Origin of the sequence: Intestinimonas massiliensis (ex Afouda et al. 2020) (genome assembly GCF_001244995.1) — a bacterium.
Lineage (GTDB): Bacteria > Bacillota > Clostridia > Oscillospirales > Oscillospiraceae > Intestinimonas > Intestinimonas massiliensis.
Genome location: NZ_LN869529.1, coordinates 438,438 through 459,902, shown reverse-complemented (window position 1 = coordinate 459,902; position 21,465 = coordinate 438,438). Strand labels below are relative to the sequence as shown.

16 protein-coding genes and 1 tRNA gene are annotated in these 21,465 nt (G+C 54.1%); 2 read left to right on the top strand and 15 right to left on the bottom strand.

Features of this window, described 5'->3' with window-relative positions; all coding sequences use genetic code 11:
• Nucleotides 1-2: 2 nt before the first annotated feature.
• A complete protein-coding gene (rpoB, locus tag BN2154_RS06215) occupies nucleotides 3-3,707 on the bottom strand; it encodes a DNA-directed RNA polymerase subunit beta (RefSeq protein ID WP_050619557.1) in 3,705 nt (1,234 codons plus the stop codon).
• An 871-nt stretch (nucleotides 3,708-4,578) separates the two neighbouring features.
• Here rpoB and BN2154_RS06210 point away from each other — a divergent pair.
• Nucleotides 4,579-4,654: transfer RNA gene (locus BN2154_RS06210), tRNA-Pro, on the top strand.
• 66 nt (nucleotides 4,655-4,720) lie between these two features.
• Here the strand turns inward: BN2154_RS06210 and BN2154_RS06205 are convergent.
• The 8 genes from BN2154_RS06205 to BN2154_RS06170 all read right to left on the bottom strand — a co-directional run bounded on the left by BN2154_RS06205 (nucleotide 4,721) and on the right by BN2154_RS06170 (nucleotide 13,280).
• The gene (locus BN2154_RS06205) at nucleotides 4,721-6,037 is read right to left on the bottom strand and encodes a 5-methylcytosine restriction system specificity protein McrC (protein ID WP_050618007.1); all 1,317 of its coding nucleotides are present in this window, start codon (nucleotides 6,035-6,037) and stop codon (nucleotides 4,721-4,723) included.
• The gene (locus BN2154_RS06200) at nucleotides 6,012-8,105 is read right to left on the bottom strand and encodes an McrB family protein (protein ID WP_050618006.1); all 2,094 of its coding nucleotides are present in this window, start codon (nucleotides 8,103-8,105) and stop codon (nucleotides 6,012-6,014) included. Before BN2154_RS06200 ends, BN2154_RS06205 begins: the two co-directional genes overlap by 26 nt.
• 282 nt (nucleotides 8,106-8,387) lie before the next feature.
• A complete protein-coding gene (locus BN2154_RS06195; protein WP_050618005.1) occupies nucleotides 8,388-9,965 on the bottom strand; it encodes a tyrosine-type recombinase/integrase in 1,578 nt (525 codons plus the stop codon).
• The gene (locus BN2154_RS06190) at nucleotides 9,929-11,131 is read right to left on the bottom strand and encodes a tyrosine-type recombinase/integrase (protein ID WP_050618004.1); all 1,203 of its coding nucleotides are present in this window, start codon (nucleotides 11,129-11,131) and stop codon (nucleotides 9,929-9,931) included. The genes BN2154_RS06195 and BN2154_RS06190 overlap by 37 nt, the downstream gene beginning before the upstream one ends.
• Nucleotides 11,132-11,719: a hypothetical protein gene (locus BN2154_RS16250; RefSeq protein ID WP_242853706.1), complete on the bottom strand. Its 588-nt coding sequence runs from the start codon at nucleotides 11,717-11,719 to the stop codon at nucleotides 11,132-11,134. It lies immediately after the preceding gene.
• On the bottom strand, nucleotides 11,701-12,138 hold the full coding sequence (locus BN2154_RS06180) for a ribbon-helix-helix domain-containing protein (protein WP_050618002.1): 438 nt from the start codon (nucleotides 12,136-12,138) through the stop codon (nucleotides 11,701-11,703). The genes BN2154_RS16250 and BN2154_RS06180 overlap by 19 nt, the downstream gene beginning before the upstream one ends.
• A 522-nt stretch (nucleotides 12,139-12,660) precedes the next feature.
• Nucleotides 12,661-13,074 carry a helix-turn-helix domain-containing protein gene (locus tag BN2154_RS06175; RefSeq protein ID WP_050618001.1) on the bottom strand — a complete coding sequence of 138 codons (414 nt, stop codon included), beginning with the start codon at nucleotides 13,072-13,074 and terminating at the stop codon, nucleotides 12,661-12,663.
• The gene (locus BN2154_RS06170) at nucleotides 13,071-13,280 is read right to left on the bottom strand and encodes a helix-turn-helix transcriptional regulator (RefSeq protein WP_050618000.1); all 210 of its coding nucleotides are present in this window, start codon (nucleotides 13,278-13,280) and stop codon (nucleotides 13,071-13,073) included. Before BN2154_RS06170 ends, BN2154_RS06175 begins: the two co-directional genes overlap by 4 nt.
• 510 nt (nucleotides 13,281-13,790) lie before the next feature.
• On the opposite strand from BN2154_RS06170, the gene BN2154_RS06165 reads away from it, so the two are divergent.
• Nucleotides 13,791-14,759: a DUF6076 domain-containing protein gene (locus BN2154_RS06165; RefSeq protein ID WP_050617999.1), complete on the top strand. Its 969-nt coding sequence runs from the start codon at nucleotides 13,791-13,793 to the stop codon at nucleotides 14,757-14,759.
• 89 nt (nucleotides 14,760-14,848) lie between these two features.
• Here BN2154_RS06165 and BN2154_RS06160 read toward each other — a convergent pair whose 3' ends face one another.
• The 6 genes from BN2154_RS06160 to BN2154_RS06145 form a co-directional block, all read right to left on the bottom strand.
• Entirely contained in the window at nucleotides 14,849-15,646 is a 798-nt protein-coding gene (locus tag BN2154_RS06160; protein WP_050617998.1) for an ADP-ribosylglycohydrolase family protein, read from the bottom strand.
• 3 nt (nucleotides 15,647-15,649) lie between these two features.
• On the bottom strand, nucleotides 15,650-16,285 hold the full coding sequence (locus BN2154_RS06155; RefSeq protein WP_094762394.1) for a vWA domain-containing protein: 636 nt from the start codon (nucleotides 16,283-16,285) through the stop codon (nucleotides 15,650-15,652).
• An 83-nt stretch (nucleotides 16,286-16,368) separates the two neighbouring features.
• On the bottom strand, nucleotides 16,369-17,346 hold the full coding sequence (locus tag BN2154_RS15170; RefSeq protein ID WP_207641545.1) for a hypothetical protein: 978 nt from the start codon (nucleotides 17,344-17,346) through the stop codon (nucleotides 16,369-16,371).
• Nucleotides 17,347-17,381: 35 nt separating this feature from the next.
• Entirely contained in the window at nucleotides 17,382-18,371 is a 990-nt protein-coding gene (locus BN2154_RS06150; protein WP_050617996.1) for an O-acetyl-ADP-ribose deacetylase, read from the bottom strand.
• A gap of 31 nt (nucleotides 18,372-18,402) precedes the next feature.
• Entirely contained in the window at nucleotides 18,403-18,609 is a 207-nt protein-coding gene (locus BN2154_RS15165; protein WP_094762393.1) for a DUF7695 domain-containing protein, read from the bottom strand.
• A gap of 2 nt (nucleotides 18,610-18,611) precedes the next feature.
• The gene (locus tag BN2154_RS06145; RefSeq protein WP_050617995.1) at nucleotides 18,612-21,320 is read right to left on the bottom strand and encodes an AAA domain-containing protein; all 2,709 of its coding nucleotides are present in this window, start codon (nucleotides 21,318-21,320) and stop codon (nucleotides 18,612-18,614) included.
• Nucleotides 21,321-21,465 lie beyond the last annotated feature (145 nt).

Below are 21,465 nucleotides of genomic sequence, written 5' to 3'. Positions count from 1 at the left end.
TCTTAGTCCAGGTCGCCGTCGTCGGCGTCGTCCATCAGGTCCTCGTCCTCGTCGCCGGCATCGTCCACCACCAGATCGTCCTCGTCGCTGCCCTCCTTGAGGGTGAAGCCGGCGGCGGCGAAGTCCGACTCCCCGCCGGCATTATAGCCGTAGAAGTCGTCGTCATCCCGGATGCGGTCGGGCTGGTAGGTATCCTCGTCGTCGTCCTTGAGCTCGATCTCCTGGCCCTTGTCGTCCAGCACCCGGATGTCCAGGCACAGGGCCTGGAGCTCCTTGACCAGCACCTTGAAGGACTCGGGCACGCCGGGCTTGGGCACATTGTGCCCCTTGACGATGGACTCGTAGGTGCGCACGCGGCCGGTGACGTCGTCGGACTTCACGGTCAGGATCTCCTGGAGGGTGTAGGCGGCGCCGTAGGCCTCCAGGGCCCACACCTCCATCTCGCCGAAGCGCTGGCCGCCGAACTGGGCCTTGCCGCCCAGAGGCTGCTGAGTGACCAGGGAGTAGGGGCCGGTGGACCGGGCGTGGATCTTATCGTCCACCAGGTGGTGCAGCTTGAGGAAGTAGACATAGCCCACGGTGACGGGGTTGTCAAAGCGTTCGCCGGTGCGGCCGTCGTAGAGGTAGCTCTTGCCGTCGGGGCGCAGGCCGGCAGCCCGGAGGGTGGCGTCGATCTCGGGCTCGTTGGCGCCGTTGAAGATGGGGGTGGCCACCTTCCAACCCAGAGCCTTGGCGGCGTAGCCCAGGTGGACCTCCAGCACCTGTCCGATATTCATACGGGAGGGCACGCCCAGGGGGTTCAGGACGATGTCCAGGGGGGTGCCGTCGGGCAGGAAGGGCATATCCTCCTGGGGCAGGATGCGGGAGACCACGCCCTTGTTGCCGTGACGGCCGGCCATCTTGTCGCCCACGGAGATCTTGCGCTTCTGGGCGATATAGACCCGGACCACCATGTTGACGCCGGGGGACAGCTCGTCGCCGGCCTCCCGGGTAAAGACCTTCACGTCCACGATGATGCCGCTCTCGCCGTGGGGCACCTTCAGGGAGGTGTCCCGGACCTCCCGGGCCTTCTCACCGAAAATGGCCCGGAGCAGCCGCTCCTCGGCGGTGAGGTCGGTCTCGCCCTTGGGGGTGACCTTGCCCACCAGGATGTCGCCGGCCCGGACCTCGGCGCCCACGCGGATGATGCCCCGTTCGTCCAGGTCCTTCAGGGCGTCCTCGCCCACGTTGGGGATGTCGCGGGTGATCTCCTCGGGACCCAGCTTGGTGTCCCGGGACTCGGTCTCATACTCCTCGATGTGGATGGAGGTGAACACGTCCTCCTTGACCATACGCTCGTTGAGCAGGATGGCGTCCTCGTAGTTGTAGCCCTCCCAGGTCATGAAGCCCATGAGGATGTTCTTGCCCAGGGCCACCTCGCCGTTCTGCGTAGAGGGGCCGTCGGCGATCACGTCATCCTTCTCCAGCCGGTCGCCCACGCTGACGATGGGCCGCTGGTTGATGCAGGTGGTGTGGTTGGAGCGCATGAACTTGGTCAGCTTATAGTCCTTCACGCCCATGGAGTCGTAGCGGACGGTGACGTAGTCGGCGGAGACCTTGGTCACCACGCCGGGTCCCTCGGCCAGCACGGCCACGCCGGAGTCGATGCAGTTTTTGTGCTCCTGTCCGGTGGCCACGATGGGGGCCTCGGTGGTCAGCAGAGGCACGGCCTGCCGCTGCATGTTGGCGCCCATCAGGGCGCGGTTGGCGTCGTCGTTCTCCAGGAAGGGGATCATAGCCGTGGCGATGGACACCATCATCTTGGGCGACACGTCGATATAGTCCACCTGGTCCCGGTCCACCTCGATGATCTCGTTGCGATGGCGGCAGGTGATACGGTCGTGGAGCAGGTAGCCTTCCTCATCGGTGGGCTCGGTGGCCTGGGCGATGATATACTCGTCCTCCACGTCGGCGGTCATATATTCGATCTCATCGGTGAGGCGGCCGGTGGCCTTATCCACCTTGCGGTAGGGCGCCTCAATGAAGCCGTAGCGGTTGATGCGGGCATAGGAGGCCAGGTAGGAAATCAGGCCGATGTTGGGTCCTTCCGGGGTCTCGATGGGACACAGGCGGCCGTAGTGGCTGTAGTGGACGTCGCGGACATCGAAGGAGGCCCGGTCGCGGCTCAGGCCGCCGGGGCCCAGGGCGGACATACGGCGCTTATGGGTCAGCTCGGCCAGGGGGTTGGTCTGGTCCATGAACTGGCTCAGGGGAGACGAGCCGAAGAACTCCTTGATGGAGGCGGTGACGGGGCGGATGTTGATCAGGCTCTGGGGAGTGACGATGTCCAGGTCCTGGATGGTCATGCGCTCCCGGATGACCCGCTCCATACGGCTGAAGCCGATACGGAACTGGTTCTGGAGCAGCTCGCCCACGCAGCGCAGGCGGCGGTTGCCCAGATGGTCGATGTCGTCGGCGGTGCCCACGCCGTGGGCCAGACAGTTGAGGTAGTTGATGGAGGCCATCATGTCCTCGACGAAGATGTGCTTGGGCACCAGGTCGTCTACCCGATCGGCCACGGCCTCCTTCAGCCCCTCCTCATCGCCCGCATACTGCTCCAGCAGCTCCTGCAGCAGGGGGAAATAGACCTTTTCGGTGACGCCGCACGCTTCGGGGTCGAAGGAGACAAAGCCCTTCATGTCCACCATGTTGTTGGAGAACACCTTGACGAGGGTGCCCTCCAGGTCGATGACGGCCTCGTTGACGCCCTTGGCCTCCAGCACCCGGGCCCGCTCGCGGGTCAGGACCTCCCCGGCCTCGGCTAGGATCTCGCCGGTCATGGGATCGGCCACGGGCAGGGCCAGCTTCTGGCCGCTGAGGCGCTGCCAGATGGCCAGCTTTTTATTGAATTTGTAGCGGCCCACCGCGGACAGGTCGTACCGGCGGGGGTCAAAGAACAGAGCGTTCAAGAGGCTCTCGGAGGAGTCCACCGTGGGGGGCTCGCCGGGGCGGAGCTTGCGGTAGATCTCCAGCAGGGCCTCCTCCCGGGTCTTGCAGGTGTCCTTCTCGATGGTGGCCAGGATGCGGGGGTCCTCGCCGAACAGTTCGATGATCTCGGCGTCGGTGCGGGGGCCCACGGCCCGGATCAGGCAGGTAATGGGCAGCTTGCGGTTCTTGTCGATGCGGACATAGAACACGTCGCTCAGGTCGGTCTCATACTCCAGCCAGGCGCCTCGATAAGGGATGACGGTGGTGCCGTAGGTCACGTTGGCCGCCTTGTCCTCATTACGGGCATAGTAGATGCCGGGAGAGCGGACGATCTGGGAGACGATAACGCGCTCGGCGCCGTTGATGACAAAGGAGCCAGAGGCGGTCATAATGGGGAAATCGCCCATGAAGATTTCCTGTTCCTTGATCTCCTCGGTCTCCTTGTTGCGCAGACGCACCCGCACCTTGATGGGGGCGGCATACGTGGCGTCCCGTGCCTTACACTCCTCCACGTCGTACTTGGGCGGCTCGTCCATGGAGTAGTCGATGAAAGAGAGCTCCAGGTTCCCCGCGTAGTCGGTGATGGCCGCCACATCCTTAAAGACCTCCCGCAGGCCCTTGTCCAGGAACCACTGGTAGGAGTTCTTCTGGACCTCCAGCAGGTTGGGCATCTCCAGGATCTCTTCGTGGCGGGCATAGCTCTTGCGCAGGGTCTTGCCGTAGTAGACGTCTTTGACCATGCCGTTCAGGTTCTCGTTGACCATTCCGAATGACCATTCCTTTCCCTAAATCTTCCGACGCGGACTGCTCTGCTCACAAGCGCCCTCGCCGCTGGCTCCACGAAGCCGGAGAATCTCCAAACTTCGCCCTCCATTTCCGGACTGTTTCCACCGGTCTGCCTGTTCAGGCCGCCGGTTTACGCCATTTTTCCGCCGGATCTCCGTCGTTTCGACCAAAACCCCGGCTTTCAGCGATTTTGATACGCACGACAGCGTTGTTTTGTTGTTTGTTCTTCCCTCTTGCGGTGGGCCCTGAAACCTGCTATACTTGCTATAGCGTGGAAGGGTATCTGCAAAAGGTTTCCCATGTATGGAAGCGTTTCAGTATACCATGTAATTTTTTCCCCGTCAAGTCTTTTGTGTCTATAGTCCGGATTTATCCGGGTTTTTTTATGCACTTGGGGAGACAGGCGCAGCCAATGCAGGGTCCGCGCCTTTCCATTGATTCACACTGCACCTCGGAATAGGACTTGAAAAATCTGTTTTCATATATTATACTGCAAAAAGACTGCCGGTCCGATCTGCAAAGACCGCTTGGAAGCAACCACGAGACAGACAAAAATCAAATATCGGGGTGTAGCGCAGTTGGTAGCACGCCTGCTTGGGAGAATACGCCCAGCCGGATAAAACAACTTAATAACCGGGTGTAGCGCAGTTGGTAGCGCGCCTGCTTTGGGAGCGGGTCGCTCCCCCTTCAAGCCGGAAAACGCCATCCTCGCAATCCCTTGATACGCCTGCAATACAGGCACTTTCCCCGCAAGCCGAGGTGGTCAAAAAATCGCCGTGACCACATGTTTGACCACATCTGGCGCAAAACTCAATAACCTAAAATCCGGGATTAGCGCAGTTGGTAGCGCGGGTGGTTTGGGACCATCAGGCCGGGAGTTCGAGTCTCCCATCTCGGACCACAGCCCCTGAAATCGAATGATTTCAGGGGCTGTTTTCTTATTTAAGTATACACTTCTTTGAACAAGTTAAAATATTAGCGCACTTTTGAATTCTTGTTCGCAGGTCTTCATTCTCACAGAGAATTCAGCATAATTTAGCGCATCTACAGGAATTTTCAAGCCATGCTTGGTAAGGCTGATGTCGTCACGCGGCATAACATTTTTCTCATAGGTAGAACCGCAATTCATCCGCAATTTCAAATCGGCAGAGCCTTCTGTTTCTGGATAGAGATAATAGCCAGTCTTCGCATCAAAGCGGAACATATAGGCAAGCACTTGTAAATAATCTCGATTGCCGATGTTGTCGATGGGCTTATACTTAGCATCCGCAATGATCCGCGTTTTGCTATTCCGGCTGATGAAATCCGGATAAATCAGTCCCACATTCCGCTCAAACAATCTCTGCGCGCCCGCGCCGTTCTTGTTCATCGGGTGATAGAAAGTTTCTTTGATGAGCGAGTTGATATACTCCTCCCACAGCCATGCACCGTCAAACAAAATGCCGTATATCTGCCTCGACCCTGTGCCGATTTGGTGTTTCTGGTGTTGAAGGATCAGGAGGCACAGCCTCTGCAATGCGAGATACTCGCGGAAATAGGCATGGCGGACGGTATTCTTCTTATTCTGTTCAATGATTTTCTGTCGATCATACGGCTCATAACCCGGAGTTGCATCTACAATGAGTTTTACCTCATCTTTTACTTTGACAAGCAGGCTGTTCCCATATGGTTTTCTCTTAACAAACTCTATGGTATGCCGCACCAACTCCATTAGACAGTTGTCATAAGAAAACTCACGCTGGCTGTATGCAACATTTCCAACAAACGGTGTGTTCTTCTCTATATGTCTTGCAACATCAATCGTACCCTTTACATTTCCGTCATTGTACCTGTATCGGATATACTTCTTGAATAAGCCCTTCCGCATAGCTGCCTTGAGATAGTACGGGAACAGGAACAGCAAAAAATTGAACAGCCGGTTATCTTGATTGGCATCGGACTCTAAATCAACAATATTGGGAAAGTCCAGAACCTTGTCCAAAAGATACTGAAAAAAGTAATCTTCGCCTTCTCCGCAGAAACGCGACTCAATAACAAGCCGCTCATCACCACATCCAAGAAAGCCCATCACATTACCCGTGCGATAGGTGTCATTGACGCTTTGAAGGATCATCTGATCTCGTGAAATATCCCCTGCGTCCTTTACGGTTTCAGGAAATACGAATACTCCTTCTCGCTCAAGCTGCTCCAGCGTTTTATCAGCAATTTTCCCTGTCAACTTCCCTATTTGAGAAAAGGCATCCTTTTTCTGCTGAGAGTTATCCTTGATTCTGAGCAGCTTCATTCTCATCACCTCTGGCGGGTTTCTGATAGCCGTATGCCCTCGCGAACCGATTCATGATCCCCTCCTCATCGTACATTCCCTGTATGTACTCCTGCAGGAGCGGCTGCAGGTAATCTGTCCAAAGCTGGTCAAAATCAAGCGTTCTCAACTTCGCAAAATAGGCTGCGCCAATCTGATAGTTTTCGTTCAGATCCTCAACCTCGGGGATTGCCTTATTGAGCTCGCTCATTCTTCTGATTGCTTCAGACCTACGCTCTTCGTCCTCTATCGACTCATTAATTGCTTCGAGATGTTCATCCGCTTTAAGCTCCACAAAGCGGAAGCGGCGGCGCATGGCAAAATCAAAGCTGTCTACAGAGCGGTCGATATCGTTCATGGTGCCGATAATATAGACATTCTCAGGAATATAGAACTTTTCATCAGGATTAAAGTGCAAATTGGAATACTGCGTGGAGATTTCTCCGGCTTTGCCGCGATAACCAGGGTCTATCGCAAAGAACAGTTCACCAAAAATCTTTGAAATTTCGCCGCGATTAATCTCATCGATGATAAATATGTATTTTTTCAATTCTTCCTGCTTTGCCTTTGTCTTTGAAGCTGTGCTTTTCTTTGCTCTAATGGCTTTATAGATGGCAAAGTCATAGGAGTATCCCTGCGTAGCAAACGTTTTGCCGAAAAAGGTCGTAATATCCTTTATCTTCTCAAACTTCTGCCCGGATTCCAACATCTTTCTAACTTCGTCCAGATTCAAAGCAAGCTTGTTCGCCATTGCGTTTCCAGGAATAGAAATATAAATATGCCCATCATCCACACCGGTAATGGTAAACTCATTTCCGTTAATCGTCTTAAATGTATCAACGCCAAACTCAATATCAGAGAAAAACTCCGCCATGGATTCCTGAACCGTGACTTCCTTTTCCACGTCTTCTCTGGTTTTTTGTGAGTCCTCATAGTTCTTTCTGGCGCGGGCAACAAACTTCTTAAAAATGCCGTCCTGCAATTCAAAGCCCATCGTCCCGTCATCGTTGACCTTTGGTCTCAGCCCCTCAACAAAATCAGAGTAGTCATAACTCGGGTGGAACTGGACAAACTCTACCTGTTTTTTCTGCTCGTCAGTAAGACAATCATACTTGTCCTCATAACCATTGCTAATAATATCCGCAGCAATTTCTTTTGCAAGATAAGTCTTGCCAGTACCAGGCGCTCCTCTGAAAATCAGATTTTTTGATTTGATCAGCATAGAAGAGAATTCATTCAGATACTTTTTAGCCCTCTGATCAAGATTTATCTGGGCAGTCGGTTCCGCCGCTGCGGTTTCCTTCTCATCTTTTTCGCGGTACACAAGGACGAATTGATCCCCCGGTTCGCCAAAACGCTTCAAGCATTCCTGCACAAAGACAACCGTAGTAAAGATATTCCAGCTGTAGATCACAAATTGGCGGCCGTTATCATAACTATATGTCAGGTATTCTATCGTGTTGCGGTGTTTCTTGAATTCATCCACACTCGTATAGATACCTCTGATTACGTCGCTGTCCGGATTATATTTACAGACAGGAAAGTTCTCCTTATCCTCAACCGACAATGTGGCAAGCTGTTTCTCAAAAACCTGGCAGGCAATGCGCGGCAGAGTCTGATTTGTGTTTCTTCTTTCGCCTTTGTTATAGGCACGCCTGATTATATCCCCATTCGCTCTTTGGAAATAGGCATCCAAAGGCTTATAGTTATCACCGAGGCTCAGATTATCCATTGTAAAACGTTCATCTGTTGACTCGACACTTTCGGCAGTAATGGTAAGTTCAAACTTCTCCTGCTGCTTAGTCTCGATGGTAAATCCCTGCTCCTCCAAATAGTTTTTCGCTTCAACGGCATTAAATCCAGTTGTTGAAATATCTGTGCCGTTTGCCAAATGGTCAGCAACGGCTACTACATACTTCGGCGGATACTTTTTCCCATTCTCAGACACAAGTACATATTTTACGCTTGTATTATGTTCGGGAACTCCGTTCTCGTCGATAAATTTCAGGGCATCAATAACATCCTGCTTTTTCAGCTTTGGTATAGCCATGCTGCACCTCCGATATTTCAGCTCATTTATGGCTCACGATAGAAGCGTTTGGCAAATGCCTGCTGGATGATGTGGTAGTTTTCTGCCGTGAGACCTCACACAATTTTCAATATCATAGTACCATCGATTTTAGCAAAAGACAAGAATCCGCATTACGCATACGCAATACTGTCATAGAATTATCTTAGTTTTTTACATATTTCATCTATATCAAAACAGGAAAAACAGAGGCAAGGATTCCAATCAATCCTCTTCGCCTCTGCTCTTGCACTTCCGTGATTTCTATTTTCTCCCAAGCATCCCCGCCACCATCCCATAGTGCTTCTTCACGGTATTTCTTGCCAGTCCGGTTCGTTTGGCGATGGTCGAGAACTCCGTGACCTCCGGGTGGAGGCGCATATAGTCCCACAGCTTGCGCTGCTTCTTTGTCAGCTTTTCCGGTGGGGCGATGCCCGCAAGCTGCTCCTTGAGATTTTTGCGTTCCTCGTTCATCTCCGTGATCAGCGCCTTGAGCTTTTCCTCGCACTCCTCGCGGGTGCGGGCGTAGACGTTGCGGGAATGCTGTGTCCCGTCCGGCCATATGGGAGAATAGCGCCCTTCAAACAGGTGGTCATTGAGTTCGCTGACGCAGCCGGTGCCCGGTTTCCTTTTCTTCCCCACATAGGGCTGGAAGTCCACGATGCCTTTCTGCTCCGGCTCCGCTTCTTCCTGCGGTTCTGCTTTGCCGATGCTCCGGTCGATGCTGGCGGCGGCTGCCCGCTGCATATCGCCGGTGATGTGGGTGTAGATGTCCAGCGTTGTCACCGCCGACACATGGCCCAGCATGGCGGAGAGGGTTTTCACATCCATGCCGTTTTCCAGCGCCAGCGTCGCGAAGGTGTGCCGCAGATCATGAAATCTGACACGCTTGCAGTCTGCCCGCTCCAGTATCGTCTGAAGCCGCCTTCGTGCCACGCCGGGCGTGATCGGTCGATCCGCCTTCACCGGGGACGGAAACATCCAGCGGGAATCCGCCTTCCTGCGGTACTCCCGCAGCACGGCCAGCACCGCAGGCGGTAGCACCAGTTTTCGAACGGACGCTTTTGTTTTCGGTGGGATAATCTGCAATTCACCGTTTACCGTGTACGCCTGTTTGTTGACGGTCAGCACACCGGTTTCAAAGTTCAGGTCGTCCCATTGCAGCGCTATCAGTTCGCCACGCCGCAGGCCGGTGCAGAGATCCAGCAGGAATAGCTCGTAGTACCCGTCCGCCTGCGCCTGAATGAGAAATTTCTGCAATTCCTCCCGATCCAGCACCTGCATTTCCTTTGCCTTTTTCGGCGGCAGCTTGCAGCCGATGGCTGGGTTTGTACGGAGCAGGTCATCCCGCACGGCCCGTTCCAAGGCGGAGCGGCAGACCGCGTGGCACATCCGCACCATGCGGTCGGAAAGTCCCGCGCCGTATTGCTCCGTCAGACGCTTGCGGCCGTTCTTTTTCAGCCGTCCGTAGAACTGCTGTAAATCATTCTGCGACAATTTGTTCAGCGGGATTTTCCCGATCTCCGGCAGGACATGGTTGTGGATGACGTTTTCGTAGTTGTTCTGTGTGGAGGCGCGGAGCGTCGGTTTGCTGTGGGTTTCATACCAGTAGCATAGCCAGTCCCCGAACAGCATATCCGGTTTGACCTTTCGGTCATTCCTCCCCACCATGCTTTCGGCGAGTGTCTTCAACTTTTCTTGACATTCCCGCTTTGTTTTGGCGAGAACATTCTTTGTCTTGGGAAGGCCATTGTCATCATAGCCGATGACAACGCGGCCCTCCCACCGGCCGTCGCCGCGCTGTCTTACGGTGCCGGTTCCGCTTTTCCGTTTCTTTGCCACGGTTTCAACTCCTTCCCGAAGATTTCCTCCATGAAGCCGCCAACGATGCCGCTGGCGGCTTTCTGCATATCCGGTGTGACGTGGGTGTAGGTATCCAGCGTGAAGCTGGCGTTGGTGTGACCCAGAATGCCGGACAGGGTTTTGGCGTCCACGCCGCTGGCGATGGCGTGGGTGGCGAAGGTATGCCGCAGATCGTGAAAGCGGATGTCCGGCAGACCCGCCTTGTGTAAGATCGCTTTCATGTGCGTGTAGGCGCAGTTCGGAGACAGCGGCATCTCCGGTCGGACGGGATCGGGGAAGATCCATTGGGTGATGGCGTTTTCTTTCCGTCTGCGCAGGATCTCCGCCGTGCTGCGGGGCAGGACGATGGTGCGCTCACCGCTGCGGGTCTTGGTCTTACCCAGCATATCGACCCCCAACTTTCGGTCATGAAGGGTGCGGCGCACTTGCAGGATGCCGTTCCGTGCGTCAAAGTCCTGCCACATGAGCCCGCAGATCTCGCCCCGCCGCAGGCCCGTGGTCAGCTCCACATAGAAGAAGTCTCCCCATATCCTGTCTTCCCGCACGGCGTCCAGAAAGGTGTCCAATTCCCTGTCGGTCAGGACACGTTTCGGCGCATGGCTTGCCTTTGGCACCGTTGCGCCCACGGTTGGATTCTTGGCGATGATATGCGCATGGAGGCCGTCCTCCATTGCCTGGTGGAAGATGGCGTGGAGGCGGTTGATGGTGGTGTCCGACAGTGCGGAACCAAACCTCAGATGCTCCCTGACCCGACCGTTCTCTTTCAGCCTCCGATAGAGCTTCTGCACATCCTGCGATGTCACCAGCGACACCTGCTTGCCGCCGAGCTGCGGCTTGATGTAGTTTTCGATGCAGCTTCGATACCCCGCAAGGGTGCCAGGGCGGACGGTGTTCTCTTTATAGTCCGTCAGCCAACGGTCCAGCCACTCCCCCAAGGTCATGCGGCTGTCCTCGGTCAGCTCCACATCCTGATAGCGTTCGATATTCTGATGGAGCTTTTCCGTCAGCTCCTTTTGCGTATGCGCATAGGCGTGCTGGAAGATGGGCGTACCGTTTTTCTTGTGGCCCACCACGATGCGGCCCTCCCAGCGGCCGTCCTCCCGCTTGCGCACCATGCCGTCGCCGGACGGTCTTCGTTTCGCCATTCAGTCCTCCTGTTCCGCCGGACGGCAGATGTGTTCTTCTTCCTCACGCTCGAAGGAGTAGAGCCCGTCTGCCTCCAACTCTTTTGCCATGCCCCACGCCAACTTGAAACCCGCCGTGAAACTCATCAGCGTGGCTTCAACCAGCAACGCATTCTGCGCGTCCAACAGCCGCAGCAGCTTTCTGCGCCCCACGGCGTCCATATCCCGCCGCAGTTTCTCTTGGGCGTATTCGACCTGTGCGTCCAATTCGCTGTGTTCCTGACGGTCGAAACGCTTTTGCAGGGCTTTCATGTAGTCGTACATTGCGGCACCTCCTTTTGGTTGCCACAACACATACCACAACCCGGCGCACAAAGCTACTGTTTTCCAAAATGTTTCTTTGACTATTGCGGCGCAAAAAATACGTTTCCAAACCTGTTCACATATGCATCCGCATCGAGCAGCCTTTTTTGTGACGGGGAGTGTACTGCGCTCATCCGCCAACAGCTCCACGCCAGGACGGGTGGCGACGTAGCGAGTACGCTGGGCCAGCTTCGCGGCGTTCTGTCCGCCCTTGAGGTAGGGGGAAATCAGTACGATCCGGGCCATTCATCCTCCGGCTTAATGCGGCGCTGCTGATGCACTGCGCTCTCAAAACTCACCTGACCATTGGTGCGCTTCACCTCATCCACCGCGTAGGCCCGCAGCTCCCGCGTGTGGATGGGATCGGTACGGAAGTGCGCAGCGATGGTGTGGCACAGCATATTTAGCTCCACCGCGCACTTGAAAAGAATGCGGCAGAGCCGATTGTTGTTGTCGTCCAGCGTACCCTGAATGGCGGTGAGGATGGCTTGGGAGAGATAGGCGGTGTTGTCCTCCGTGCCGAGATAGCCCATGTAGAACCGCAGGGCCTTTTCTACGAATTCATTGCGGCTGCGGCAGTTATCAGCTTTCAGCCAGCTGTCCATGCGGTCGATCATGTCGGGCGGGAGCCAGAATGTCGTTTTCTTTTTCACTTTTTCTTCCATCGGTGTTCTCCTTTCCTTGCCGTCGGTCAAAAGGGGCGCGAGTGCCGGAAACACCGTGCCTCTTTGGAAACCAGACTGCGGTTTTTCTGAAATATGCTGAAATAGACTGCGCTTTGGAAAGCGCGAAAAAGCCCCGCACTGCGGGGCTTTGTGGGCGGGCCGCAGGCGCTTGCGACTGCGGCCCTTTATCTTGTGCTTTTATCGAACGGGTAAATAAGGGGCGAAAACCTCCGGAACAGGGCATGGTCAGGAGGAAAAACACCCTCCCCAAAGGCTCATTTTCCCATCGTCGGAGCAGGATTCACCGTAGCTTTTCCCACATCGCCCACAAACGCTGCAACGCTCGTTTCAAAGGGCTTTGGCGGGTACACACGCCACCCCATCCCGGAACCGCGCACACAGCGGCTCACAGGGCGAAACACGGGGCGTTTCGAGCGGGGGCGCTATCTCTACCCTCAGACCGTTTTGTGTGGTTCGGAAACCCTGCGCGGCCGGGTGTCAGAACGGCAAACTTTGTCGCCTTCACACGCTGGTCTGCTCCATGCGTCTTGCCACGCGCTGCCGCTCCTTTGCTCTGTCCACAGCATCCATCTGCCGCTGATAAAACTGGTCAATGGAAAACTGGATCGGCAGGATCGTGTAGAGCAGACTTCCGTTTTGCTTGCGCCCGTCCTGCGTGATGATGCTGGTGCGCTCCGTGACGATGAGCCCGCGTTCCTCCAACTCCTGCACATACTTCCGCACGGTGTTATTGCTCATACCCACCGCCTTGCCGATGGTGGCGTAGCTGGGATGGCACTGATAGGTTCTGCGGTCTTCGATGCGGAGCAGGTAACCGTAGACAGCGATCGCGCCGTGAGACAGGCCCAGCTGATAGATCTCATTGGGCAGAGGAAAATAATTCTTGACCGGATCGCGCTTTGTCCAGGTTCTCATCTGGCACCTCCAGTCTGCCGCTCTACCCACTGTTGGAATTTATCCTTGGGCACCACGAACCGACTGCCGATGCGCACAGACGGAAATACTTCTTCGTGCATCAGCTCGTAGGCACTGGAGATGGACACGCCCAGCACCTTTGCCACCAGTTCCGCGTTGAGAAACAGCGGCAACTCATCGTAGCTGTGATAGGTCGATATTTTCAAAATCGTTACCTCCAATAGAATTCAGAGAAAAATTACTTGCGTTTCGGAGGTCCCTCTGTTAGACTGTTTGCAGATGGAGTCTGCGTTTTCCGAAACGCGGCACGCCGCTGAACTGCTGCAACAGTTCAGCGGTTTTCCTTTTTTGCAGGAACGATGTATGTTTCTTCCCCCTTTCTTTGTTCTCTGCCACGCACCGTACCCGTTCCTGCCCCGCGGCCTTGTTTGACCTGCACGGCGTTTTCGCTGCCTTGGTACGCTCGACCGCTTTGCGCAGCGTCCTGGCGTTACTTCTCCGGCGTGTATCATCTCCGGTGATGGGTATTCAGTTGTCGAGGTGCTTTTTCGGATTTGTGACCGTCTTTTTCATTGACAATCCGCAGTCCTCGTGTTAGACTAACTGTAAATTACTTTTGACAGTCTTTCCGTGATCGTATGGTAACATACTTTTCACCCCTTGTCAAGACTGTCTGTATTTCTATATTACGATTGTCTATTTTGAGGTGATCTGCCATGTGGTATGCCAAAATGTATTTCTCTGAGGACAGAGAGATTTTCCAGTATGATTCCCTTGGTACGCAAGGCGTTCCGGACGTCCAGAAGGAGTTTCCCTTTCTGGAAAGCCTCCTCTCCTTTCAGGAACTGGACTGCGCGGAAGTGACGCCGATACTGCAAAGCATCACTGATAACTGGAGCCGGTTTATCGCAGAGGATGACAGGGACGCACTTGAGAATGTCAGGAGAAAACTGGGGAGGTTAGCCTCCATACACATTTATTTTCGACTTCTCCATGTTCACTGCCGCTACCGCCAGTCAGCGATGTACATTCAAAATGACCGAGGCAGTGCAGAGGATGCGCAGATACTGGACGAGCTGCACCAGCTCCCCGAGCAGCTTCCGCTGTATCAGCAGCAGATCCAGCGATTTTTTGAGTTGGTGCTGGATGTAGACAGCGCGGGACGGGAGCCGCAGTCGCAGGCGGCAAAAAATTACTTTCACGACTCTCCGAAAGATCCCGACCTGTTTTGTTTCCACCCCATCCCGCTCAGCTTTGAGCCGGTGGAGCCGGGGCGGTGTTCGCCGGTGCTGTATTCCTCCGGCATTCGGGATATGATCGACTACTCTCTGCGGAGTTGCGTGGAACGGAACATCACCGTGCGGCGCTGCAAGAACTGCGGACGATGGTTTCCGCAGACCGGGCGGGTCAGCGCGGAGTATTGCGAGCGGCCTGTTCCAAGAGGAGAGCAGGTCTGTCGGGAGATCGGGGCTTTCAAGCAGTGGACAAAGAAGCAGTCGGATGACCCAATCTTCAAGGCATACCGCAAAGAGTATAAGCGGCGCTTTGCGTGGATCAAGGCGGGGCGCATCACGGACGAGACGTTCTATGCATGGAGCGAAAAAGCTAGAGAAGAGAAAAAGAAATGTGACCGAGATATTATCTCGTTAGTGGAATTCCAGCAGTGGCTGAAGGAATCCAAATGAAAAACCGTGTGCTGACCTTGCGGTCAGCACACGGTGTTCTTTGTCTATTGCGAGGCAGATTTTAAACCGCCCGCGTCTTTGATACGCCATCAAAACGCAGCTTTCTCCCATTCAATCAGGATCTCCGCCAGCTCCGGTGTCAGCCGCTTGCGACACTCCTGCTGCAGTTCCTCCGGCACGCCGTAGAATGCCTCGGCGATGCTGCCGGTGATGGCGGCGAGGGTGTCGCTGTCGCCGCCGATGGACACCGCCGTGCGGAGAGCATCCTCAAAATCTGTGCTTTCCAGAAACGCAGTGATAGCCTGTGGCACGGTCTCCTGACAGTTCTCTACATGGTGGTAGTTTGGACGGATCTCGTCGCAGGTGCGGCTGAGATCATAACCAAACTTGCGCTCCACATGTGCCTTGATCTCCGCCTTACCGTGACCGGTGCGGGCGAGAAAAACGGCCGCGGCGGTGGCCTGTGCGCCCTTGATGCCCTCCGGGTGGTCGTGGGTCACCTGGGCGGTGAGCCGCGCCAGACGCAGCGTTTCCGCCATATCTGTTGCCAGCCATGCGGCGGGAGACACCCGCATGGCACTGCCGTTGCCGTAGCTCTGGTAGGGCTGCGGGTCATCCTCATAGAGCCAGCCGCCAAAATGGGTGCCATAGCCCCGGTCAGGGTAGGCGCGGCCTAGCTGCTGCATCTCCCGCACCAGTGCCGCTTTGATGGCGGTATCGTCCTGCCCACGGCTGCTGAGCAGCGCCTTCGCCACCGCCAGCGTCATCACCGTGTCGTCCGTGAAGTCGGAACGGCAGCTGAACAGCGGAAAATCCTTCGCCTTATAGTTGTTGCAGTCGAATTCGTAGGGGCTGCCCACGATGTCGCCCAAAATCGCTCCGTACATACCTTACCTCCCTCTTTTCTGCACATCCTCGTCGATGCGGCGCTTCCAGTCGGCGCTGAGCGGCCGGGCAGCACGGACGCTGCACACCGCCTCGCTGATGACCTCGTAATTTAACGCCGTGCCTGCCTTGTCACACTTGTAGTTCACCGCACGGTCAGCGCCGATGCCGAAGCGGGCTGCCTCCTTTGCCGCGTCGATATTCGCGCCCAAGAAGAGGAACTCCCAGCCGTATTTCTCCTTCTGCCGCTCGATCTTCCGCCGAACCCTCTCGTAGTCGTAGCGACGGCTGGCGTTTTCGTAGCCGTCGGTGGTGATAATGAACATCGTCTTTTCCGGCACATCCTCGCGGCGGGCGTACTTGTGAATGTTGCCGATGTGGTGGATGGCTCCGCCCACGGCATCCAGCAAGGCCGTGCAGCCACGGGTGAAATAATCCTTCTCCGTCATGGGCGGTACTTTCTCCAGCGGCAGGCGGTCATGGATGACCACGCTCTCGTGGTCAAAGAGCACCGTAGAGACCAGTGCCTCGCCCGCTTCCTTCTTCTGCCTGGCGATCATGGAGTTGAAGCCGCCGATGGTATCCGATTCCAGCCCAGACATAGAGCCGCTGCGATCCAGAATAAAAACCAATTCCGTCATAAAAAAGCCCTCCTTCGTTTGATTACGCTCCCATTGTAGCGCATCCGAAGGAGGGTTTGGTCGCCTGTGGGGCGACATATTGCTTATTCAATTCTCTGAATGGTTGCAGCCTTAGAGTCACTTATGTATGCATCCTGCCAAAAACACATATCCATAAGTTTCATTGGCGGATACTCAACTCTACGTTCAGACAACTCAAGTCTTAGCCTTTCAAATACATCTTCATGATTACAATAGAATTTTGCTACACGATAAACAGAGTCCCTATTATATTTGCCGCTGGATATATGGTGCTTCTTTACAGACTCTTTGTAGTAACGGTCATAAGCCGGGACACAACCAAGCGTTCCCAGCAGTATTTTTGTTATCAACGTATCGCTTGCGGCATTGACTTTTCCGTCGATAGCAGGCCCCTCTGCAGCGTAGCACTCACATATTCGTTCCCCTATATCTTCCAATAGTGCGAGATTCTGTTCTTTACATAAGTCTTTCGCGCATATTCCCACTAACGGATCATATTTTTTCTCTTGAATAATTTTCACGACTGGAATATGCACCTTATAATCCTTTTGCAACAAAAATGATGATCCCCGGTACATTCCCCAACTTGCTAAATAGAACGCAAGGTGAAGTGCCAAATGATCTATCGCCTGTTCATCATTTGCATCTCTGTTTTCCAAAAATGCCTTATAGCAATGCTCCCAGGACAGATATCTGCCATGGGGATCACTCATGGTTTGCTCGAAATATGCTCGTATAAGATTAACTGCACATTCCGCTGACATGGTCATCGTTTGATGTTCGATTTCATCACACGACGCTTGTTCAGCGCAGTCTTGCCTTGCAGTCTGTTGAATAGCTGATGTTCCATAGATAGAGTACCTTGCAGGGTATCCGTCTAATCGCATTATAACCTTTTCATTCACAAGTGCCATAAGGGCAGAATAAATATTAGACGTATGAAAGCTATCTCCATAAATAGCTTCCGCCAGCTCTCCCTGTGTCATTGCACTTCCCGCCCGTAGTAACAATACAATTTTTTCTTTCTGCTTTATCCTCATTCTACACACTCCGACAGTCTGAAAGTCTATAGCAATTATGCTCCCAGCAGGCTCTGGTCGAAGGCGAACAGCGCCTCATTGATTCTGAAAATGTCATAGTCCCGCTGCATGATGAAATACTCGATGATGACGTCAAACTTGCTGCTGGGGCTGAGGGCGTAGCCCGCGCGGGCGATGAGGTCGCGTGTCTCCGGCAGGCTCAGCTCCAGCGCGATGGCAAAGGCCACCGCTGTGGGCTTGGAGGGCTTATAGTCCGGGTTATTGCGGATCTTCGAGAACAGCTTGCGATCCACATTAGCCTTCTTGTAGACCTCTGCGTCCTTTTTGCCGCTGCGGTCGATAAGCTTCAACAGTGTCTCCGAAAATCCGGCATCCAGATGCGCAAGCGCCTCGTCCAGCCCGCCCGCCGCCATGGGTGCGTCCTCGTAGGCGGTCAGCCTCCGGCTTTCGACGACGCTCATCCGGCGCATCCGCTCCCTGTGAAGGTCGGTGTGGGCGTCCACATAGTGGTCGTCGATGTAGGCGGCGATGTCCGCGAAGAGCTTATTGCCGATCGCATACGCCGCGCGGCTGAAAATGACAAGATACACCGTCATGTCGTTTTCAGCCAAAAATTCGCTGATGGCGTCCACCGCCACGCGCAGCGCCTGATCCTTGGGGTAGCCGAAGATGCCGGAGGAGATCAGCGGAAAGGCAACCGTTTCACAGCCGTGTTCCTTCGCCAGCGCAAGGCTGGTGCGATAGCAGGAGGCGAGCTGTTCCCGCTCGCCGTACTTACCGCCGTTCCACACAGGGCCGACAGTGTGGATCACATATTTGCACGGCAGGCGGTACGCACCGGTGATCTTGGCCTCGCCGGTCCGGCAGCCGCCCAGCGTCCGGCACTCTCGGAGCAGCTCCGGTCCCGCCGCGCGGTGGATGCAGCCATCCACGCCGCCTCCGCCCAGCAAGGATTCCTTCGCCGCGTTGACGATGGCGTCCACGCTCATTTTCGTAATATCATTGCGAACAATTTCAAGAGGCATGGTTCTATCCCTCAATTTCTATCATTTAAAATCAAGTCAATGCGCCGTTGTTCTCTGCTGTCCCCACTTCAGACAGTTCTTCCCAGTCCTCACGATTTCCACATCTGCGAAGGTAGTCGCGGCCACCATCCACGGCGCATGAACCGCAGCTGCAAAACTTGAAATCATGGACGGTTTTGCTTTCGATGATATCTCCGCATTTCTTGCATCTGATCGCGTTCCTGATAATTCTCGGCATAATCATTCCCTCTTTAGCGCATTTTTGATTTTCTCTTTTTCCCCACTGCCATCTGTGCGGAGGCGTAGCAGCGGGACGGCGCACTTCTCCAGAATGGAGTTTTTCTTCATATCTCGCTCTGCCTGCTTGCTCCCCGCTTCGTGGAAGCCAGTCCCGTCTACTTCAATCGCCAACACGGGCTGCTTATCCATCTGATTAAACAGCAAGAAATCCACATGGGTCAATGGATTGCGGGCATATTGGCGTTCTCCCTCTGTCAGCGGTTCATAGTTCTTCACCAGTGTCGCAAGAGAAACATGCACTGCACAACCGATAGAGGAAAACGCCTCCTCAGACAACACCTCTTGAATCACAGAGTACATGAGATTCTCGGAATCGTACTCCGATATCCGCTTATGTTTTTTCAGATATGCTTTGCGCTGCTCAGCATAGCCCTGATAGAGCATATCGAACACGGAGTAGACCTGACTCTGGATGACTTCAAAATTGTTATATTCGATGTACCGTGTCAGGTCGCCGTAGTTGGTCTGGTCATTGCGCGGGTCCTGTGATGTGACCACAGCCAGCGAATGAACCGCACGGGAAACCGCCACATTCAGCATATGGGGATCATCCACGAAATCTGTGATGACATTGTCGACCGAAGTCAGAATGATTGCATCCTGCTCCCGTCCCTGAAACTTGTGGACGGTGTCCACCTCATAAGTATCTCCCAGCTGCTTGCGGATGGCTGTCACCTGATCCCGATATGGCGTGATAATACCGATGCTCTGGATATTTTGCTGATGCAGTCGCGGAAGCACCTCCTGCTGGATGACATCGATCTGGCGCTGATTGAGATGTCCACGGGCGTGATTACCGGCAATCGTCCGGTACATGGTCAATACATCCGGCTCATCATGGTCTTTTGTCATAACGATCAGCTGTCCGTGGTAGAACTTCTGATTGCAGAAATTGATGATCTTCGGGTGACAGCGGTAGTGTTCCCGCAGCAGCGTAACAGGTGCATCCTGCCATATTTCCAATGCAGAGGACAGCAGGCTGTGAGTGGAAAATCGATACCGCTCATCCAAGGAATACTTTTGCCAAATGGCATCGCTGGTGCGAATGTCATCCTCCGTCAGCACATTGGGGAGCTGCTTTAAGTCCCCAACAATCACGATATTCCGCGCACAGGAAAATGCCAAAACGCCAGTAGCTAAATCGACCTGCGAGGCCTCATCCACGATCAGGTAATCATAGATATGTTCAATGCTCAGCGTTCCCTTGATGGAATAGGTCGTGCTAAGTACCACCGGGTACTCACGGGTAAACTCCGCAGAATTTCGGCGGAAATCATTCTTTTCAAAGCACCGTCTATTATTCCGCCAATGATACCGTGTTGCCAGTTCCGCCCGGAACAGCCGCAGGGACTTCTGTGTGAGCTCATCCATCTTCGCATCGAAAGCGTAGCGCTCCAGCTTTCGGTTCAATTCCTGCTTTTCGGCCTCCAGTTCCCGCCTCTTTACGAAATAGAATTGGTTTTGCAAATAGGGAATGACCTGTTCTGGGGCGCGGATAAACAATTTGAGCGCATTACGGTTGAATCGGAACATGATAGATATTTTTTGCAACAGGCCCAAGCGAGTCTCACGCTCTGCATACTGTTCAAATTCCATCCAAAGCGCAAGAAGCTTCTGCGAGGACAGCTTGTCCAAGCTCTCCATTGGCATGTCACTGTAACTTGCGTAATATTCCTCAAAATAATGCTGCTCCGGGTTTAGCTGCAAGAACTCCTGCTCAATTTCCGCAATGCGGTTTTTGGCATTGAGCATTTCGTTCAGTTCTTTGGAGAGTGCAGTCGTTTCCTGATCTAATTGCTGTCGTTCCTCCGGGGGCATTTCCCAATCGCTCATATTCGGATAGGCGCCTGTCTGTGCATCCAGAAACCTCTCTTTGTTGGCAAGACTGCCGAGAAACGCAGTCAGAAAGGCAGCATTTTTCTTCTCCAGCTTTTCCACAACATTATGCGTTGCGGAATTGTTGTTGGAGACAACCGCCACGGTTTTCCCACTTCGGACAACATTGGCGATGATATTCAGGATCGTCTGTGTCTTTCCAGTACCCGGTGGCCCCTGAATGATACTGATTTTGGAGGAAAGCGCCCGTTCTACCGCCAGCTTTTGACTCTGGTTCAGGCCAAACGGATAGATCACTGCCTCCGGCATCTGGGGCATTTTGACGTCTTTCTGCGGTGCAAGATAGCTTGCCAACACGGTATCCTCGCTGACCTGCTGGATCTTGTCATACTGCATACTTAGAATGTTGATACCGTTTTCCGCCACCAGACTGATTGCAGCGGCAGTCTCCTTGAAATATTGGAATGTTTCTTGATTTTTACCGTCTGTCAGGCAATTTTGCTGGAACTGCACTTCGCTCCTACGGAATGATAAATCTCTCTTTCCGTTGCGGACAATACGATAATACCCACCGAAGTCGAGAATCTCATCAATTCCGCTGATGGTTTGCCCGTTTACAGTGACAATCACCCGTGCAGGGTCGATTTTCTTTTGCAGGGGTAGGATCTCCACATTGCTACGCTGAAAGCTGTATGACTTATTGGGCGCACTGGTATAGACGACCTCGCACTTCCCGTCATGGAACTGAAAGCTCGCGACCGAGTCCGTCTGGTCTTTTCCTTTTATGATGATTAAGTGCTTTCGTGCGTCCATAGAGACTCCTCTAAATCATGTAAAAGTACGTCAGCCCACTACCAACTTATTCGTCGTCTTCAAGAACTTCGCCGGGATCGGGCGATTCAGCCGCCATGTGATATTCATCGGTCTGCTATTCTTGTGCTTCACATAGCTTACTGTT

Excerpts from the sequence above, each read along its gene's own strand:
- rpoB (WP_050619557.1), bottom strand. The coding sequence starts at position 3,707 with ATGGTCAAAGACGTCTACTACGGCAAGACCCTGCGCAAGAGCTATGCC.
- BN2154_RS06205 (WP_050618007.1), bottom strand. The coding sequence starts at position 6,037 with ATGAAGCTGCTCAGAATCAAGGATAACTCTCAGCAGAAAAAGGATGCC.
- BN2154_RS06200 (WP_050618006.1), bottom strand. The coding sequence starts at position 8,105 with ATGGCTATACCAAAGCTGAAAAAGCAGGATGTTATTGATGCCCTGAAA.
- BN2154_RS06190 (WP_050618004.1), bottom strand. The coding sequence starts at position 11,131 with ATGGCGAAACGAAGACCGTCCGGCGACGGCATGGTGCGCAAGCGGGAG.
- BN2154_RS16250 (WP_242853706.1), bottom strand. The coding sequence starts at position 11,719 with ATGGCCCGGATCGTACTGATTTCCCCCTACCTCAAGGGCGGACAGAAC.
- BN2154_RS06180 (WP_050618002.1), bottom strand. The coding sequence starts at position 12,138 with ATGGAAGAAAAAGTGAAAAAGAAAACGACATTCTGGCTCCCGCCCGAC.
- BN2154_RS06175 (WP_050618001.1), bottom strand. The coding sequence starts at position 13,074 with ATGAGAACCTGGACAAAGCGCGATCCGGTCAAGAATTATTTTCCTCTG.
- BN2154_RS06165 (WP_050617999.1), top strand. The coding sequence starts at position 13,791 with ATGTGGTATGCCAAAATGTATTTCTCTGAGGACAGAGAGATTTTCCAG.
- BN2154_RS06160 (WP_050617998.1), bottom strand. The coding sequence starts at position 15,646 with ATGTACGGAGCGATTTTGGGCGACATCGTGGGCAGCCCCTACGAATTC.
- BN2154_RS06155 (WP_094762394.1), bottom strand. The coding sequence starts at position 16,285 with ATGACGGAATTGGTTTTTATTCTGGATCGCAGCGGCTCTATGTCTGGG.
- BN2154_RS15170 (WP_207641545.1), bottom strand. The coding sequence starts at position 17,346 with ATGAGGATAAAGCAGAAAGAAAAAATTGTATTGTTACTACGGGCGGGA.
- BN2154_RS06150 (WP_050617996.1), bottom strand. The coding sequence starts at position 18,371 with ATGCCTCTTGAAATTGTTCGCAATGATATTACGAAAATGAGCGTGGAC.
- BN2154_RS15165 (WP_094762393.1), bottom strand. The coding sequence starts at position 18,609 with ATGCCGAGAATTATCAGGAACGCGATCAGATGCAAGAAATGCGGAGAT.
- BN2154_RS06145 (WP_050617995.1), bottom strand. The coding sequence starts at position 21,320 with ATGGACGCACGAAAGCACTTAATCATCATAAAAGGAAAAGACCAGACG.